At 64.6% G+C, this 16,709-nt stretch carries 12 protein-coding genes and 1 tRNA gene; 7 read left to right on the top strand and 6 right to left on the bottom strand.

The features are described 5' to 3' along the window. Positions 1-24 precede the first annotated feature (24 nt). Entirely contained in the window at positions 25-507 is a 483-nt protein-coding gene (locus E8Q40_RS14225) for a DUF992 domain-containing protein (RefSeq protein WP_370455190.1), read from the top strand. Positions 508-583: 76 nt separating this feature from the next. On the opposite strand, the gene E8Q40_RS14220 is transcribed toward E8Q40_RS14225, so the two are convergent. From E8Q40_RS14220 to E8Q40_RS14210, 3 genes are all read right to left on the bottom strand, one after another. Next, positions 584-657, bottom strand: a tRNA-Gln gene (locus E8Q40_RS14220). A gap of 155 nt (positions 658-812) precedes the next feature. Then, complete coding sequence (locus E8Q40_RS14215; protein ID WP_137045169.1) at positions 813-2,039, bottom strand: MFS transporter; 1,227 nt, start codon at positions 2,037-2,039, stop codon at positions 813-815. 938 nt (positions 2,040-2,977) lie between these two features. Beyond that, complete coding sequence (locus E8Q40_RS14210; protein ID WP_137045168.1) at positions 2,978-5,359, bottom strand: xanthine dehydrogenase family protein molybdopterin-binding subunit; 2,382 nt, start codon at positions 5,357-5,359, stop codon at positions 2,978-2,980. A 284-nt stretch (positions 5,360-5,643) separates the two neighbouring features. Here E8Q40_RS14210 and E8Q40_RS14205 point away from each other — a divergent pair, with 284 nt between their 5' ends. Then, positions 5,644-6,708: a Ppx/GppA phosphatase family protein gene (locus E8Q40_RS14205; RefSeq protein WP_137045167.1), complete on the top strand. Its 1,065-nt coding sequence runs from the start codon at positions 5,644-5,646 to the stop codon at positions 6,706-6,708. Positions 6,709-6,739: 31 nt separating this feature from the next. Beyond that, on the top strand, positions 6,740-7,423 hold the full coding sequence (locus tag E8Q40_RS14200) for an RlmE family RNA methyltransferase (protein ID WP_137045166.1): 684 nt from the start codon (positions 6,740-6,742) through the stop codon (positions 7,421-7,423). A gap of 18 nt (positions 7,424-7,441) precedes the next feature. Here the strand turns inward: E8Q40_RS14200 and E8Q40_RS14195 are convergent, their stop codons facing one another. Both E8Q40_RS14195 and E8Q40_RS14190 read right to left on the bottom strand, forming a co-directional pair. Then, positions 7,442-9,712, bottom strand: a complete 2,271-nt coding sequence (locus tag E8Q40_RS14195) for a tetratricopeptide repeat protein (protein ID WP_137045165.1) — start codon at positions 9,710-9,712, stop codon at positions 7,442-7,444. A 126-nt stretch (positions 9,713-9,838) separates the two neighbouring features. After that, positions 9,839-11,254, bottom strand: coding sequence for an MFS transporter (locus E8Q40_RS14190; RefSeq protein ID WP_137045164.1), 1,416 nt, complete (start codon positions 11,252-11,254; stop codon positions 9,839-9,841). A 189-nt stretch (positions 11,255-11,443) separates the two neighbouring features. Between E8Q40_RS14190 and E8Q40_RS14185 the strand changes: the two genes are divergently transcribed. Then, a complete protein-coding gene (locus tag E8Q40_RS14185) occupies positions 11,444-12,190 on the top strand; it encodes a DUF5131 family protein (protein ID WP_137045163.1) in 747 nt (248 codons plus the stop codon). Here E8Q40_RS14185 and tcmP read toward each other — a convergent pair. After that, positions 12,145-13,038, bottom strand: coding sequence for a three-Cys-motif partner protein TcmP (tcmP, locus tag E8Q40_RS14180; protein WP_137045162.1), 894 nt, complete (start codon positions 13,036-13,038; stop codon positions 12,145-12,147). The genes E8Q40_RS14185 and tcmP overlap by 46 nt on opposite strands. 333 nt (positions 13,039-13,371) lie before the next feature. On the opposite strand from tcmP, the gene guaB reads away from it, so the two are divergent. From guaB to E8Q40_RS14165, 3 genes are read left to right on the top strand one after another with little or no spacing between them, the layout of a single operon-like run. After that, positions 13,372-14,871 carry an IMP dehydrogenase gene (guaB, locus tag E8Q40_RS14175; protein WP_137045161.1) on the top strand — a complete coding sequence of 500 codons (1,500 nt, stop codon included), beginning with the start codon at positions 13,372-13,374 and terminating at the stop codon, positions 14,869-14,871. Between the two features lie 58 nt (positions 14,872-14,929). After that, positions 14,930-15,355, top strand: coding sequence for an MAPEG family protein (locus E8Q40_RS14170; RefSeq protein WP_137045160.1), 426 nt, complete (start codon positions 14,930-14,932; stop codon positions 15,353-15,355). After that, on the top strand, positions 15,352-16,647 hold the full coding sequence (locus E8Q40_RS14165; protein WP_137045159.1) for an RsmB/NOP family class I SAM-dependent RNA methyltransferase: 1,296 nt from the start codon (positions 15,352-15,354) through the stop codon (positions 16,645-16,647). Before E8Q40_RS14170 ends, E8Q40_RS14165 begins: the two co-directional genes overlap by 4 nt. Positions 16,648-16,709: the final 62 nt, after the last annotated feature.

Genomic DNA, 16,709 nt, shown 5'->3' with positions numbered 1-16,709 from the left:
ATTTCCCGATTTGAGGAGATGGATATGAGAAAGCCATTGACCGCGCTTGCCGCTCTGGCAATCGCCGCCGCGGTTGCTGCACCGGTAGGCTCGCAGGCGCAGGACCGAACCAAGGTCGGCGCGCTGACCTGCGATATATCGGGCGGTATCGGCATGATCATCGCGTCGAAGAAGCAGGTGACCTGCCTGTTCACGCCGTCGGCGCCGAACGCGCCGCGTGAAGTTTATACCGGATCGATCACCAAGTTCGGCCTCGACATCGGCGCCACCTCCGGCGGCGAGATGGTGTGGTCGGTGTTCGCACCAAGCGATCGCAAGTTCGGCGCGCTGGCCGGCAATTACGGCGGCGCCAGTGCGGAAGCCACCGTCGGTGTCGGCGCTGGCGCCAACGTTCTGGTCGGCGGTTCGAACCGCACCGTGACGTTGCAGCCCGTGTCGGTGCAAGGCCAGACCGGCCTCAACCTGGCGGTCGGCGTCTCGGGCCTCGAACTGCGCCCGGCGCGTTAAGCGATCTGCCGTAAGTAATGAAAAGAGCGCCGGCGCGAGCCGGCGTTTTTTATTTGGATCGCGCTGTGAAGAAAGCTGGCTGGGGAACTAGGATTCGAACCTAGACAAACAGAGTCAGAGTCTGTTGTGCTACCGTTACACCATTCCCCAGCAGGGTCGGGCGGGGGCCTTTTGAGGGCCGCCCAACGGGCAGGGAGCCCGCGCGCCGCGCCTTCACATGGGACAATTCGGCCGATTTGACAAGCCCGCCCAAGGCGGAAACAGGGGCCGAAACGCAAAATCCTTAAGCCTGCGTTGTCAGGAGGTTACGCGGCCTGCCGCGGCCGCTTTGGCAGCGTGATCACGGCCAGGACGGCCATCAGGGCGACGACCGCCACCCCGACGAAGACCAGCCGGGGGTGACCGGCATCCATCAGCGCGCCGAAAATGATCGGCGCGACGATGCCGCCGAGGTTGAAGCCCGTGGTGACGAAGCCGAACACCTTGCCGAAGGAGCCCTCGGGCGTGGCTTCGCGCACGATCATGTCGCGCGATGGCGCGATGATGCCGGTTGAGAAGCCGGATGCCGCCATCACCGCGATCAGGGCGAAGGTGCCAAGGTCGATCGCGGCGATCAGCCCCGCCGACACCACGGCACCGGCGATGCCGAGCGCGGCGACCGTCGCATGCAGCGACGTGCGGGTCACCACCAGGCCGCCGGCGAGCACGCCGATGGCCGAGAGCACGAGCATCGCGGTGAGCGCCGTATTGGCGATCGCCACCGGCGTTCCATACAGCGCGCCGAGCGCCGCCACCGAATAATTGCTCATGCCGCTGTTCATGACGGCGAGCAGGATGAAGAACACGAGATTGAGCAGGATCGGCGGCGACAGCAAGAGGTCCCAGTTGGCCGGCTTGCTGTCGCTCGCGGCGTCCGGTTTCGGCGCCGCGGGCGCCGCGGCAGTCCGTTCGCGCACCATCAGCACGAAGGCGGCGGCGACGAATCCCATGATGCCGGCGCCGATGAAGGCGCCGCGCCAGCCCCACAGGCTCTGCATCAGCAGCAAAGTCGGCGGCGCCACTGCCGCGCCGAGCATACCGGCGAAGGTGTGCACCGAAAAGGCCTGGCCGATGCGCTGGGCCGGCACATAGCGCGACAGCAGCGCGTAATCGGCCGGGTGATAGACGGTGTTGCCGACGCCGGACAGCGCGAACATCGCCACCATGAACCAGAACGACGGCACCAGGCCGGCGAGCAGATAGGCAACGCCGCCGATCATGAGCCCGGCGGCCAGCAGCAGGCGCGCGCCGAGGCGGTCGACGAGGAATCCGGCCGGTGTCTGCAGCACCGTGGAGACGACGTTGAAGGCGGTCAGCGCCAGGCCGATCTCGGTGTAGCTCACGCCATAGTCGGCGCGCACGAAGGGCAACAGCGGCGCCAGGATGATGATGTAGTAGTGCGACACGAAATGCGCAGCGCACACCGCGCCGATCAGGGGCAGCGGCAAGGCGGGCGCGCTCAGCGTCGGCGGCGCTTGCGTCAGTGCGGTCATGCGGCGTTTCTTCCCGGCTTTGAGTCTGACTTATCGCGGCGGCATCGGCCGATCCAGCGTAATTCGGGCAGGGTGGCTATGTGTGCAGATAGGGGGACGTGATTCATCGCCCGCATTCTTTGGTCGGCCCCGGGCAGGCCGCATTTCCAACTCCCCGGATTTCGCTTTCGCTCATCCGGGCTACACGCTCTCGATAAAACGAGGGCGCGCGGAACGCCGGGGCCCGAACGACCCCGCAGCCCTGTGTACGTGTGAGTAAGAAGTACACAGGCGTAGTCACCACGGAATTGCCGAGCCTTTGGCGTTCCGCGCGCGGTGTTTATAGGTTTGCTCCGCATGGCCCCCGGTGGACTCACGACCTTTCAGGCGGGCCCTTCTTACGTCGGGGCAGCCTATCCACCGCTGTGGGATTTCTTCAGGACGTAAGGCAACCTCCCGTCACCCCACGCCCAGTTACACTCCCCGTTGCGCGCGGTTTAGCGCGCCAGGACCGATGCGGCTTGGACCGCCGGGAGGGGAAACTGCGCCGCATCTCCGACGCCCCAACCCGGCCACCGCTCCCCGCCCCAGCATCTGAAGATGCTGTACAGACACCCCTCGCAGTTGGGGCGGGATGGCCGGAATGTAAGCCTAGGCAAGTAGGAGAGTCAATAGTCCTAGGAATATTATTTTGATCGGCGGTGCGGCATTCTCTCTTCACCCTCTCCCCTTGGGGGAGAGGGTGCCTGAGCGAAGCGAAGGCGGGAGAGGGGTGCAGCGAGCTTGAGATCGGGATTCACCCCTCTCCCGGCTCGCGCTTCGCTGTCGCTCAGCGCGATCCACCCTCTCCCCCATAGCTCGCCGAACGGCGAGCGTTCGCTCGCCTATGGGAGAGGGGAAAGCGAGATCGCCGCTGGATTTCGGGCTCGCCGGCTGACACGAGCCCGCTGGAAATGGGGTTACGCCGCGGGCTTTGCGGCCTTCGCCTTCTCGATGGCTTCCCAGATCTTCGACGAGGTCATCGGCATCTCGAGATGCTTGATGCCGAATTCGGACAGCGCGTCGATCACGGCGTTGGCCACCGCGGGCAGGCCGCCCGAGGTGCCGGCTTCGCCGCAGCCCTTGGAGCCGAGCGGGTTGGTCTTCGTCGGCACCGGGCGGTTTTCGACGGCGATCATCGGCGCGTCGTGCGCGCGCGGCATGGCGTAGTCCATGAACGAGCCGGTGACGAGCTGGCCGGAGTCGTCATAGACGACGCCTTCGAGCAGCGCCTGGCCGAGACCTTGCACGATGCCGCCCTGCACCTGGCCTTCGACCAGCAGCGGGTTGAGCACGGTGCCGAAATCGTTGACCGCGTTGTACTTCACCACGCGGGTCAGCCCGGTGTCGGCTTCGATCTCGACCTCGACGACATGCACGCCGTTCGGATAGGTGCCCGGTACTTGTCCGGTGACGTGGGTGATGTCGAGCGTGGTCGGCGCGCCCTCGGGCAGCTTCACGCTGCCGCTGCGCAGTTTCTCGGCGAGCTGCATGATGCCGATCGAATGGTCGGTGCCGGCGACACGGAATGTGCCGGTTGAGAATTCGATGTCGCTGGCGGACGCTTCCAGCACATGCGCGGCGATCTGCTTGCCGTTCTCGATCACCTTGTCGGACGCTTCCGACACGGCGGTGCCCGACAGCATCGCCGAGCGCGAGCCGCCCGAGCCGCCGCCGGTGACGAGCTGGTCGCTGTCGCCCTGCAAGAGGTTGATCTTGTCGAAGGGAATGCCGAGCTTGGCGCTCAGCACCTGCGCGAAAGCCGAAGCATGGCCCTGGCCATAATCGAGCGTGCCGGTGACAATGGTCACGGTGCCGTCGGCATTGAAGCGGATGCCGCCCATTTCCTGAGTCATCGCCGCGGTGGTTTCGACATAGCAGGCGACGCCAAGGCCGCGCAGCTTGCCGGCTTTCTTCGAAGCGCGCTTGCGGGCGTTGAAGCCCTTGACGTCGGCGACATCGAGCGCTTGCTTGAACAGGCCGGGGAAGTCGCCGCAGTCATAAGTGGTGCCGGCCGGCGTCGCGAACGGCATTTCCTTCGGCTTGATGAAGTTGCGGCGGCGCAGTTCGAAGCGGTCGATGCCGAGTTCGACCGCGGCGATATCCATGCAGCGCTCGATCGACAGCGCGCCTTCGGGGCGGCCGGCGCCGCGATAGGCGGAGACGATGGTGGTGTTCGAGTAGACGCACTGCGTCGAGACTTCGAGCAGCGGCGTCTTGTACATGCTGATGATGTTCTTGGTGACGTTCAGCGTCGGCAGCATGGGGCCGAAGTTCGCGCACCAGGCGCCGAGATTGCCGTAGCCGGTGAGCCGCACCGCCTGGATGTGGCCTTCCTTGTCGAAGCCGACCTCGACGCTCATGTCGTAGTCGCGGCCCTGATGATCGGATACGAAGGAGCCCGAGCGGTCGTCGGTCCACTTCACCGGGCGCCCTAACATCTTCGAGCCGTGCAGGATGCAAACATGTTCCGGATAGGGCGTCGCCTTCATGCCGAAGGAGCCGCCGACATTGCCGGTCAGCACGCGCACCTTGTCCGCCGGGGCCTTGAGGATGTCCTTGAGCAGGTTCTTCATGCCGAAGACGCCCTGGCTCGACGAATGAAGAGTCCAGTGATCGTTCTTGCCGTCGTACTCGCCGATCGCCGAGCGCGGCTCCATCGCGGCGACCATCAGGCGCTGGTTGATCAGCGGCAGGCGCACGACATGCGCCGAATTCTTCAGGGCTTCGCCGACCTTCACCGGATCGCCGTGCTGGTAGTCGAGCGCGATGTTGTTCGGGATGTCGTCATAGAGCAGCGGCGCGCCGGGCTTGGCGGCTTCGCGCGCGGAGGTGACGGCGGGGAGGGGCTCGATGTCGAGCGCCACCGCTTCGGCGGCGTCTTTCGCTTGCGCGACGGTCTCGGCGATGACGCAGGCGACCGGATCGCCGACGAAGCGGACCTTGTCGGTGGCCAGCGCCGGACGCGGCACATGCTTGATGCCCGAGCCGTCGCGGCTCTTGATCGGCAGATAGCACTTGAGGCCGTTATAGTCCTTGAGGTCTTCGCCGGTGAGCACGGCGAGCACGCCGGGCATGCCTTTGGCGGCTTCGATGTCGATGCCGCGGATGATGCCGTGCGGTTCCGACGAGCGCACCATCCAGGCAAAGGCCTGCTTGGGCAGGTTGATGTCGTCGTTGTAGCGGCCCTTGCCCTGGACAAGGATCGGGTCCTCCTTGCGGGTGACCGGCTGGCCGATGCCGAACTTGGTCAAGGCAAGGTCGGTCTTGGAAAGGGCGGTCTCGGTCGTTCTGTCGTCCATGGCTCGCTTTTCGGGCTGGAATTCCGGGGCGGGGCTGCGACTTTCAGATAGTCTACCGGGCCTCCCGCGACAACTATGGCTTTCGGGACCGAGGGTTGCGTGTCCCACCGGCGCTGTTACACTTTTATGGACAGTAGAAAACAGCGCCGTTCCCCGCAGGGGTCAGGCGGGCGGGAAACGGCTGAGAGTCGGCCAAGAGGCCGGCTGAGAGGTTGAACGATATGAGCGGCGGGGCCGGGGATGACCCAGGCCTCGACCCCGCTATCGGCCGGGCGTCCCCCGAGATGGGGCAGCCCCGGTGGGGTCGGCGGTCGCCAGGAATCCGAGAAGGGGAACGCGAGGCTGTCAACGGCAGCGATCGTGGCGGCCCGACTTATGCCGCGCTCGATCTCGGCACCAATAACTGTCGACTGCTGGTCGCGCGCCCGAACGGCGACAGCTTCCGCGTGATCGACGCCTTTTCCCGCATCGTCCGGCTCGGCGAGGGCATTTCGGCGTCCGGGCGCCTGAGCGAGGCGGCGATCGGCCGCTCGCTCGAAGCTCTGGAAATCTGCCGCAACAAGATGCGCAACCGCGGCGTCACCCGCGCCAGGCTGGTCGCGACCGAAGCCTGCCGCGCCGCTGCCAACGGGCTGGAGTTCCGCGGCCGGGTCGCTGAGCTGCTCGGGCTGGAACTGGAAGTGATCGACCGCGAGACCGAGGCGGAGCTGGCGGCCACCAGTTGCACGCCGCTGATCGATCCCGAGGCCGAGGGCGTGGTGCTGTTCGATATCGGCGGCGGCTCGTCCGAACTGGTGCGGCTTGGCCGCTCGCCGGCCGACGGGCGCGGGCCGCCGCCGCCGCGTATCAAAGGCTGGGTGTCGCTGCCGCATGGCGTGGTGACTTTGGCGGAGCGGCATGGCGGACTTCATGTGACGCGCGATACGTATGAGGCGATGGTCGCCGAGGTCGCGGCGCTGATCGAGCCCTTCGCGCGCGAGCATGGTGGCGCCGATCTCGGCGGCGTGCACATGCTCGGCACATCCGGCACGGTGACGACGATCGCCGGCGTGCATCTCGACCTCAAGCGCTATGACCGCCACCGCGTCGATGGCTGCTGGCTCGAGGCGGGCGAGATCGACGCCGTGCTCGAACGGCTGCTGACGATGACCTATGAAGAGCGGGTGGCGAGCCCGTGCATCGGCGCCGACCGCGCCGACCTGGTGCTGGCGGGCTGCGCCATTCTCGAAGCGATCCGTCGCGCTTTCCCATGCCAGCGTCTGCGCGTCGCCGATCGCGGCCTGCGCGAGGGCATGCTGGTGCAGATGATGCGCGAGGACGGCGTCTGGGGCGGGCAGGCGGCGCAGTGATCGCGCCGGCAAAGCGTGGTAGACGCGGGCCATGACCAAGAAACCATCGAGCAGCGGCGCGCGCGACCTCAAAGTGCGGGTGAAGACCGCCCGCAAGCGCAGCAACTCATCGACGATGTGGCTGCAGCGCCAGCTCAACGATCCGTATGTCGCGCGCGCCAAACGCGAGGGCATGCGCTCGCGCGCCGCCTTCAAGCTGATGGAGATCGACGACAAGGCGCATTTCCTCAAGAAGGGCGCGCGCGTGGTCGATCTCGGCGCCGCGCCGGGCGGCTGGTCGCAAGTGGCGGTCAAGCGTGTCGGGCCGCAGGGCAAGGTGGTCGGTATCGATCTTCTCGACATTGAGCCGATCACCGGCGTTGATTTCCGCGTGTTCGATTTTCTCGATCCCGGCGCGCCGGACCTCTTGAAGGAGATGCTGGGCGGGCCGGCCGATGTGGTGCTCTCCGACATGGCGGCGAATGCGACGGGGCATCGCAAGACCGATCAGATCAAAATCGTGGCGCTAGTCGAGGCGGCGGCGGAATTTGCCCGCGAGGTGCTGGCGCCGGGCGGCACGTTCCTCGCCAAGGTGATCCAGGGCGGGCTCGAAGGCGCGCTGCTGGCGACCCTGAAGAAGGACTTCGCCAAGGTGCAGCACATCAAGCCGCCGGCGAGTCGCGCGGATTCGGCGGAGCTTTATTTGCTGGCGACGGGATTCAGGGGCGGGAGGTAGATTGTCGGCGGAGAGGTCTTAGCGCCAGATATCCGTGAACTTCGCGCCGCGCTTCCTTGCGTCGAGTTGCCGGAAATACATCTCACGCCGCTCGCGTTCGGTGAGTGCGCGCGGCGGCGGCGCGGACTCGCGGGCCACGCGCGCGGAACGCAGGCGGCGTTCGCGCTCGGCCTCCGCGCGCTGAGCTTCCTTCTGAGCTTCCTTGCGCGCTTCTTTCCGTTCCTGCGCTTCGCGCTGCTTGCGCTCTTTTGCGGTCTCGCGCTTGACTTGGTGTTTCTTCGCCGGCGCGGCGTGCTCGCTTTTGTGCTTGCGAGGTGGCGTCGAAGCGGTGACATCGTCGTCGTGCGGATCCTTCGGCGGCGGCGTGATAGCCGCGACTTTGCCGGGCTTCTTCAGTTCGGCCTCGCGCCGCGCGGCGTCAGCCGCTTCGCGCTTTGCGTTCTCCGCTGCGCGTTTGGCATTCTCCGCCTCACGCTTCCTGGCTTCGGCTTCGCGCGCGGCGGTTTCCTGCTCGCGGCGGATATCGCCTTCGAGCGCGGCCAGCGCCTGTTTCGCGCCCGACAACTTGCCGTTCAGCGAAATCGCCTTCTTGAAATCGGCCATGGCGCGGTCGCGGTCGCGCGCGGCGAGATGGATATTGCCGCGCTCATAATAGGCCTGGAAGTTGCCCGGCTCGCGCGCGATCACGATGCCGTAGTCGGCGAGCGCGCCGGCGGCGTCGCCGTTCTCGGCGCGCAGGCCGGCACGCTCGAGATAGGGCGCGGCCGGCTTGCCGTCGAGCGCGATAGCCTGGTCGAGATCGGCCAGCGCCTTGGCACGATTGCCCTTGCTGTGATGAATCTCGGCGCGGGCGCGGTAGATCGCCGGATTGGAAACCTTCAGTTCGATGGCGCGGTTGAAGTCGGAGAGCGCCTGATCGTTGTTCGCTTTCGACGCATGGATGCGGCCGCGCTCGGCGAAAGCCAGTGCGTTATTGGCGTCGGCGGCGACCGCCTTGTCGAGATCGGGCAGGGCCTTCGCATAGTCCTTCTTCTTCGCGTAAGCCAGCCCGCGCATGGCCGCCGCGTCGGTGTTGTCCGGCTCGATCTTGAGCATCATCTCGGCATCCTTCAGCGCGCCGTCGGCATCGCCGTCGTCGAGCTTGAGGTTGCCGCGCACGCGCAGACCGTTCACAGTCCATTGCTCTTTCAAGGCCTTGCCGATGTCGGCATAGGCGCGCTTCCTGTCACCCTTGTCGCGCCAGGCTTCGGCGCGCATGCGCAGGACCAGCGACTGGTTGTCATCGAGCGCCAGCGCGCGGTCGAGCACGGCGATGGTGCGGGCAAGATCACCCTTCTTGCGCCACACCGCGGCTTCGGCGGTGAGCGCGGTCACGCTCTTCGGGTTGCGGCGGAAGCTGTCCTCATAGTCGCGAATGGCGCCGTCGAGGTCGGCCGCCGCTTCGCGGGCCTGCGCGCGCAGCATCAGATTGTCGGCGTCGGGCTCGAGGCGGACCGCATTGCTGAAGTCGTCGAGCGCGCGGGCGTAATTGTTCTGCCGCATATAAAGCTGGCCGCGGCCGCTATAGGCATTGGCGTGATTGGGCCGCAGCGCGATGGCTTTCTCGTAATCCGAAAGCGCGCCGTCATTATAGCCGAGGTCGCGCTTGACCGCCGCGCGATTGATGTAAGGCGAGGCGGAGCTCGGATCGAGCGCGATGGCCTTGTCGTAATCGGCGATGGCCTGGCCGAAATTGCCGCGCGCATACCAAGCATTGCCGCGGTTCTGGTAGGCGGGGGCGAAGTCGGGCGCGAGATCGACGGCGCGGTTGAAGTCGCCGATGGCGTGCGCGATGTCATGGCGGTCGAGATAGGCAAGGCCGCGCAGCGCGTAGGCAACGCCGAGCGCTTCGCCCTTCAATTTGCCGGTGCCGATGATGCTGGTGCAGGAACTGATGCGGTAGGGCGCCAACTCCTCGGTTTGCGTGGCGCAGATGCGCGCGTTGCTGCCGCGCGGCCGCGGCGGCAGATCCTTGCGCATCGCCTGCTTGATGTCGGCATGACCGGCGTCCGGCAGGCCGCTCAGCGCGTTGGTGCCGGCAGGCCTTTTCTCGTAGCGCGCGGCGAAGGCCTGCGCGCCTTCGCTGTCGGCGCGCATCTCGAAAGTCTGGCCGTTGAGATCGCGATAGAAGATGCGCGCCTGCGCATCGGCGTCATCGGCGGAATAAACAACGAGCACCGCCGCCGCGGACGCGACAAGGCCGGCGCAGAGCGCGCCTTGAATGAGCCTTGTCGATCGCCTTGGACGCATGACGGGCCTTGCCGCGATTAACCATACTACCGGCGCGAATGTGTCAGTGCATCAATACCTTGTCCATGCCACGGGTCGGCAATCGTTAACCAACTTTGCGTCCATGGTTAACATCTAAAATTTGAATCAAATTTTGTCGGCGGGAGTCTGTGCCGGAACGGGACCGCGGCCCGACAATTCGGCGCCGGCATCGGGCGGCAGCCGCATGAAGAACAGCACCGACCAAACCGAAATGCCGGCGACGATGACGAAGGCGGCCGGGAAGTCGGCGGCGGTGAGTTGCGTGTGGCCATGCCAGGCGGCGGTGAGGTCGACCGCCAGCGCGCCGACGGCGACGCCCGACGACATTGCCAGTTGCTGGGCGACGCTCACCAGCGAGGTGGCGCGCGACACGCGCGACGGTTCGATCTCGGCATAGGCCAGCGTGTTGATCGAGGTGAACTGCAGCGAGCGGGAGAAGCCGCCGACGAACAGAAGCGCGATCATGATGGCCGGCGGCGTCACCTCGGTGAACAGGGCGCATACGGCGAGGAAGCCCGCGCCGATGAAGGTGTTGACGAGAAGGATGTTGCGGAAGCCGAAACGCCGCAGCAGGCCGGCCGTTGCCGCTTTCATGCCCATGGCGCCGGCGGCGGCGGCGAAGGTGATCAGGCCGGAATGAAACGGCGACAGGCCGAAACCGAGCTGCAGCATCAGCGGTAGCAGGAACGGCAAGGCGCCGATGCCGATGCGGAAGACGAAGCCGCCGACGACGCTGGCAAAAAACGTCGGTAACCGGAACAGAGTGAGGTCGAGCGCCGGCACCGGCGTGCGTTTGGCGTGGACGAGATAAGCGGCAATAAAGATGGTGCCGCCGACCACCAGGCCAATGACGATGCTCCACGGCAGAAAGTTGAGCCCGGCGACCGACAGGCCGAAGGCGAGCCCCGCGATGCCTAGCCCGGCATAGATCATGCCGACGACGTCGAAGCGTTCATGCGTCTCGGCGCGGATGTTCTCGATGTAGCGGCTGGCGAGGATGATGCCGGCAATCCCGATCGGAATGTTGATCAGGAAGATCCAGTGCCAGCTGAAATAGGTGGTGATGAAACCGCCGACCGGCGGGCCGATCACCGGGCCGATCAGCGCCGGCGTGGTGACCCAGGCCATGGCGCCGACCAGCTCGCGCTTGGAGATGGTGCGCACCAGCACAATGCGGCCGACCGGCATCATCATGGCGCCGCCCATGCCCTGCAATATGCGGGCGATGACGAAATCGGTCAGCGACGAGGACAGCGCGCAGCCGATCGAGCCGAGCATGAACACGGCGATGGCGGCGCGGAACACAGTCGAGGCGCCGAAGCGGTCGGCGGTCCAACCCGAGGCGGGAATGAAGACCGCGAGCGAGAGCAGGTAGGACGTAACGGCGAGCTTAAGCGCCAGCGGGTTGGTGCCGATATCGGCCGCGATTGCCGGCAGCGAGGTGGCGATTACCGTTGAGTCCATGTTCTCCATGAACAGGGCGACCGCGATAATCAGCGGGACGATGCGGTCTCGGCGCATGGATGACTTTCGGCGGGAAAAGGCGCGGCGGGCGGCCGGCGCATCTATGGATATACGGCCCCTGAAGCCGCTATATATGCCGATGGCTGGCAGTCAGCTAGCTCGGATCGCGCATGTACGCTAGACTTTGATGTCTCCGCTCACGGACGTTTTACAGTTTTGAGCTATTTTGGTTCGGGTGGTGACAACATGACCGAAACGGCGATCGAGTGGACGGATGCAACGTGGAACCCTGTCGCGGGTTGCACGGTGATTTCCCCGGGCTGCACCAATTGCTACGCTATGAGAATGGCCGCTCGCCTTGAAGCGATGCCTTTGGAGAAATACGACGGCTTGACTCGGCAGAGTGGTGGCAGAGCAGTTTGGACCGGCAAGATCAAGTTAGACGAAAAGGCGCTGGACGCGCCTCGGAAATGGGCTCGGCCAAGGCGTATCTTCGTCAACTCAATGTCCGACCTGTTCCACGATAAAGTGGACGAGAACTTCATAAGGCGTGTTTGGCGTGTAATGGAGGAGACACCGCGCCATACCTATCAGATCCTGACCAAGCGGCCAGAGCGGATGGCGTTGCTGTCAGAGCACCTGCCGGTTCTGAAGAACGTCTGGCTGGGGACGAGCGTAGAAAGCGCCGACTACCTTGATCGAATAGAGCAACTGCGCGCCACTCGCGCGGTAGTGCGTTTCGTCTCATTTGAGCCGCTCATTGGTTCGGTCTCCGGCGCCAATCTTCGCGATATTCATTGGGCCATAGTTGGTGGGGAAAGCGGTCCCCGTGCAAGGCCAATGCAAGAGCACTGGGTCGATGAGATCGAGGCCCAATGTCGCGAGAGCGGCGCCGCGTTCTTCTTTAAGCAGTGGGGTGGCAAGAACAAGAAAGCAGCTGGGCGTTCCTATCGGGGCACAACGTTCGATGAAATGCCCGTCTTGAGTATGTGATTGCCAATTCTGGTGGCCAGCCCGATAGCCTTGGGTTCTGGATTCGAAATGCACAGGAAAAGTGAAAACCGTTGAGGCTTTGAATCGATCGGCAATGCAAGCGGTTTCAGAACTTTTGGAAATATCGTTTCGAGTCGGCCCTTTACATATCGCTCCAGTCCCTGAACATTCGCCTCGCGCCGCCGCTCGGTTTGGCCGAATAGATCGGGAGACGACTCTAGCGGATACAATTCTTTCTCCCAGTCGTCAGAACCAAATATGCGGGTCAACGCTGCCCGTTTGTGGGAATCAATGTCGGACAACCTTCGAGTCGCGTTTCGAAAAAGGCCGGCCAAGGGGAAGAGAAACCAAACATCGATGGCGCGCGTTTTTGCAATTGCTTGAAGGGTCTTCCATTCGACTTCCATGCCATACGGGTCGAGGAAAATGACGCCGCGAGCGGCGCGCCATCCATCCCATTCTATCGATTCTTGGATCGCGCGGTTTGCGTCGCCCTCAACGACGATAATATCTCGATCGGGATTTTGCTCTTTCAGTCTCCGAAGTTCGGCGCAGTAAGCTGGATTGCTTTCGATAAACACGATGTGATCGAAAGCGGGCCTAACGTCGATGGCAATTCGGGCCGAGCCCCTGCGCGTCTCGACAATTTCGATTGGCCGCGACTCTAGAATCTCTCCCGCGTCGAACGTCGTTCGGGTTGTGCGGCTGCCTGTGCCAGCAAATGCGTCAATGTACCAAAGGTCTTGGAACTTATCTCTCAGCGCCAAGGTAAACGCTTTGAGGTACGCCTCAACAATAGAGAGCTTGAGTTCTGTGTGTTGCCCGCCAAAATCGTGCTCGACCGTCATCGTATCCCCCAAACCTAGTGTATCCACTCAGGGTTGAAGTACGCCAGAGGCTGTCGGGGTCATTTATGGGAATTCTGTCTTAAGTGCGGCCAGGTGGTTGCTGGTGACCGAAGGGCGGCTGTGGGCTTTCATGGCGGCGTTGCGCAAATCGCCTAGGAATCGCGGATCACCCGTGCTACGGACCCACGCCAACCCAAAAGCGGGCTCGTGAAGGACGGTGGGGATGCTTCCCCGCGGGGGCTGACTTATATCCAGTCCTCCGGTTTCGTTCCTCGGTGCCGGGCCCGGCCGCTTTTGATAACGCGCCCTTTTCGGGCAGGACGGAGTTGGCGAATGGCCGCAAACAAGCTCATCGAAGCGCTCACTTTCGACGACGTGCTGATCAGGCCCGGCCTGTCGACCGTCATGCCCTCCGACGTCGACATCAGAAGCCGCGTCACCGCCTCGATCCCGCTCAACCTGCCGCTGATCGCTTCGGCCATGGACACCGTGACGGAGTCGGCCATGGCGATCGCCATGGCGCAGGCCGGCGGCATCGGCGTCATTCACCGCAATCTCGAGCCCGAGCAGCAGGCCGCCGAAGTCCGGCAGGTCAAGAAATTCGAAAGCGGCATGGTGGTGAACCCGCTCACCATCGGACCGGATGCCACGCTGCAGCAGGCACTCGACCTGATGAAGGCGAACCGTATCTCCGGCATTCCGGTGGTCGAAGGCGGCGGCAATGCAAAGTCGGGTTATTCGGCTGGCAAGCTGGTCGGCATTCTGACCAACCGCGACGTGCGCTTCGCCACCGACCCGCTGCAGGCGGTGTCGGAACTGATGACCAAGGAAGGGCTGGTCACGGTGAAGGACGGCGTCAACCAGGCCGAAGCCAAGAAGCTGTTGCACCAGCACCGCATCGAGAAACTGCTGGTGGTCGACGAGCAATATCGCTGCATCGGCCTCATTACCGTGAAGGATATCGAAAAGGCGGTCGCCAATCCGAATGCCTGCAAGGACGAGCAGGGCCGGTTGCGCGTCGCCGCCGCGACCACGGTCGGCGAGAAGGGTTTTGCCCGCACCGAGGCGCTGATCGCGGCGGGCGTCGATCTCGTCGTCGTCGATACCGCGCACGGCCATTCGCAACACGTGCTCGACGCCGTTGGCCGCATCAAACGGCTATCCAATAAGGTTCAGGTGGTGGCCGGCAACATCGCCACCACCGAAGGCGCGCAGGCGCTGATCGATGCCGGCGCCGATGCCATCAAGGTCGGCATCGGGCCGGGCTCGATCTGCACCACGCGCATTGTCGCCGGCGTCGGCGTTCCGCAGCTCACCGCGATCATGGAGGCGGTGGAAGCGGCCAAGAAGCAGAACATTCCGGTGATCGCCGACGGCGGCATCAAATATTCCGGCGACTTCGCCAAGGCGTTGGCCGCCGGCGCCGATGTCGCGATGGTCGGATCGCTGCTCGCCGGCACCGACGAGACGCCGGGCGAGGTGTTCCTCTATCAGGGCCGCTCCTACAAGAGCTATCGCGGCATGGGTTCGGTCTCGGCGATGGCGCGCGGCTCGGCCGACCGCTATTTCCAGCAGGACATCAACGACACCATGAAGCTGGTGCCGGAAGGCATCGAAGGCCAGGTCGGCTACAAGGGCCCGGTGTCGGGCGTGCTGCATCAGCTCGCCGGCGGTTTGCGCGCCGCGATGGGTTATGTCGGCGCGAAGAACCTCGACGAGTTGCACGACAAGGCGCGCTTCGTGCGCATCACCGGCTCGGGCCTGCGTGAAAGCCACGTCCATGACGTGACCATCACGCGCGAAAGCCCGAACTATCCGATGAGCCAGGGGTAGGCGTCGCCGCGCCAACTCTGTCAACACGCAAGTCTGTCGACACGCTGGGGAACACGCCATGTCCATCGCCACGATCCTGCTGCCGCTGTTCGTTCAGGTGGCACTGACCTTTGTCCTCCTGTTCATGACGGCGCGTTCGCGCATCGCGGCCTTCAAGGCCGGGCAGGTGAAGGTTGCCGACGTGGCGGTCAATCCGACCGGCTGGCCAGTTCACGTCCAGCAGATTTGCAACTGCTACAACAATCAGTTTCAGTTGCCGGTTCTGTTCTACGTGCTGACGATCCTCGCCATTGTCACGCGGCATGCCGATCTGATCTTCGTGGTGCTGGCCTGGCTGTTCGTCATTTCGCGCATCGTGCATGCCTATATCCACTGCACCTCGAACTATGTGCGCCACCGCTTCAACGCCTTCGCCGTCGGGTTTTTCATTCTGCTGGCGATGTGGGTGATCTTCGCCGTTGAAATCCTGCTGGGCCTGCCATGACGCCGGCGGCGCGGCTGCAAGCCGCCATCGAGGTTGTGACCGCCATCATTGACGAGCGCCGTCCGGCGCCTGACGCATTGAAAACGTGGGGCCAGGCGCACCGCTTCGCCGGTTCGGGCGACCGCGCCGCGATCGGCGGTCTCGTTTACGACGCGCTGCGCCGCAAGGCGTCGAGCGCTTACGTCATGGGCGCGGATACGCCGCGCGCCATTGTCCTCGGCATGTTGAAGCGCGAGCGTGGACTCGACGCCGATGCCATCGCCAGGCTCGCGAGCGGAGCGCAATACGCGCCGGCGGCGCTGAGCGATGACGAGCGCTCGCGGCTCGACACGGCGAGCCTCGATGGCGCGCCGGCGCATGTCGCGGGTGATTATCCCGAATGGCTCGACGACGCCTTCGCGCAGAGCTTCGGCGATGCGCGGGCGGAGGAGGGCGCGGCTCTGGCGTCGCGCGCGCCGCTCGACCTGCGCGTCAACACGCTGAAGGCCGATCGCGACAAGGCAGCTTCGATGCTTGCCGATCTGAAGCCCGAGCCCACGCCATGGTCGCCCTGGGGTTTGCGCATCGCGCTGGCGGCCGATGCCAAGGCGCCGCCGATCCATGCCGAGCCGGCCTTTCTCAAGGGCCTGGTCGAGGTGCAGGATGAGGGTTCGCAGCTTGCGGCCTTGTTCTCGGGCGCCAAGCCGGGCGAGCAGGTGCTGGACCTGTGCGCCGGCGCCGGCGGCAAGACTTTGGCGCTGGCGGCGATGATGGAGAACAAGGGGCAGTTGTTCGCCACCGACGACGATAAAAGGCGCCTCGCGCCGATTCATGATCGACTGACGCGCTCCGGCGCCCGGAACGTGCAAGTCAGGACACCGAAGTCAGTCCACACCGAGATCGACGACCTCAAGGGCCGCATGGATCTGGTGCTGATCGACGCGCCTTGCACCGGTACCGGGGCGTGGCGGCGCAACCCCGACGCCAAGTGGCGGATGCGACCCGGCGCGCTCGAGCAGCGCACGAAGGAACAGGCCGATATCCTTGATCGTGCTGTCAGCTTTCTCAAACCGGGCGGGCGGATCGTCTACATCACCTGTTCGTTGCTCGACGCCGAGAACGGGGCGCAGGTGCGCGGTTTCCTGGCGCGTCACGCGGGCTTCGTGGCGGTGCCGGGGGCGGACATCGTGCAGGCCGCCGGGGTGCCAGAGGGCTTCGCGCAGGCGGCACGGTTGTCGGTGGAGGGCACCCTGCTGACGCCGCGGACCACCGGGACCGACGGATTCTTCGTTTCCGTGTTGAAACGGTCCTGAATTCCTCGATTGCGCCTCAATCCCGGCCAAAAAACCTCGCGAAGATTCGGTGTTTTCGGAAC

It is taken from the genome of Pseudolabrys sp. FHR47, assembly GCF_005153485.1.
In the GTDB taxonomy this organism is placed as follows: domain Bacteria; phylum Pseudomonadota; class Alphaproteobacteria; order Rhizobiales; family Xanthobacteraceae; genus Pseudolabrys.
The sequence above is the reverse complement of the archived record's forward strand: the minus strand, read 5'-3'. Positions and strand labels throughout refer to the sequence as shown.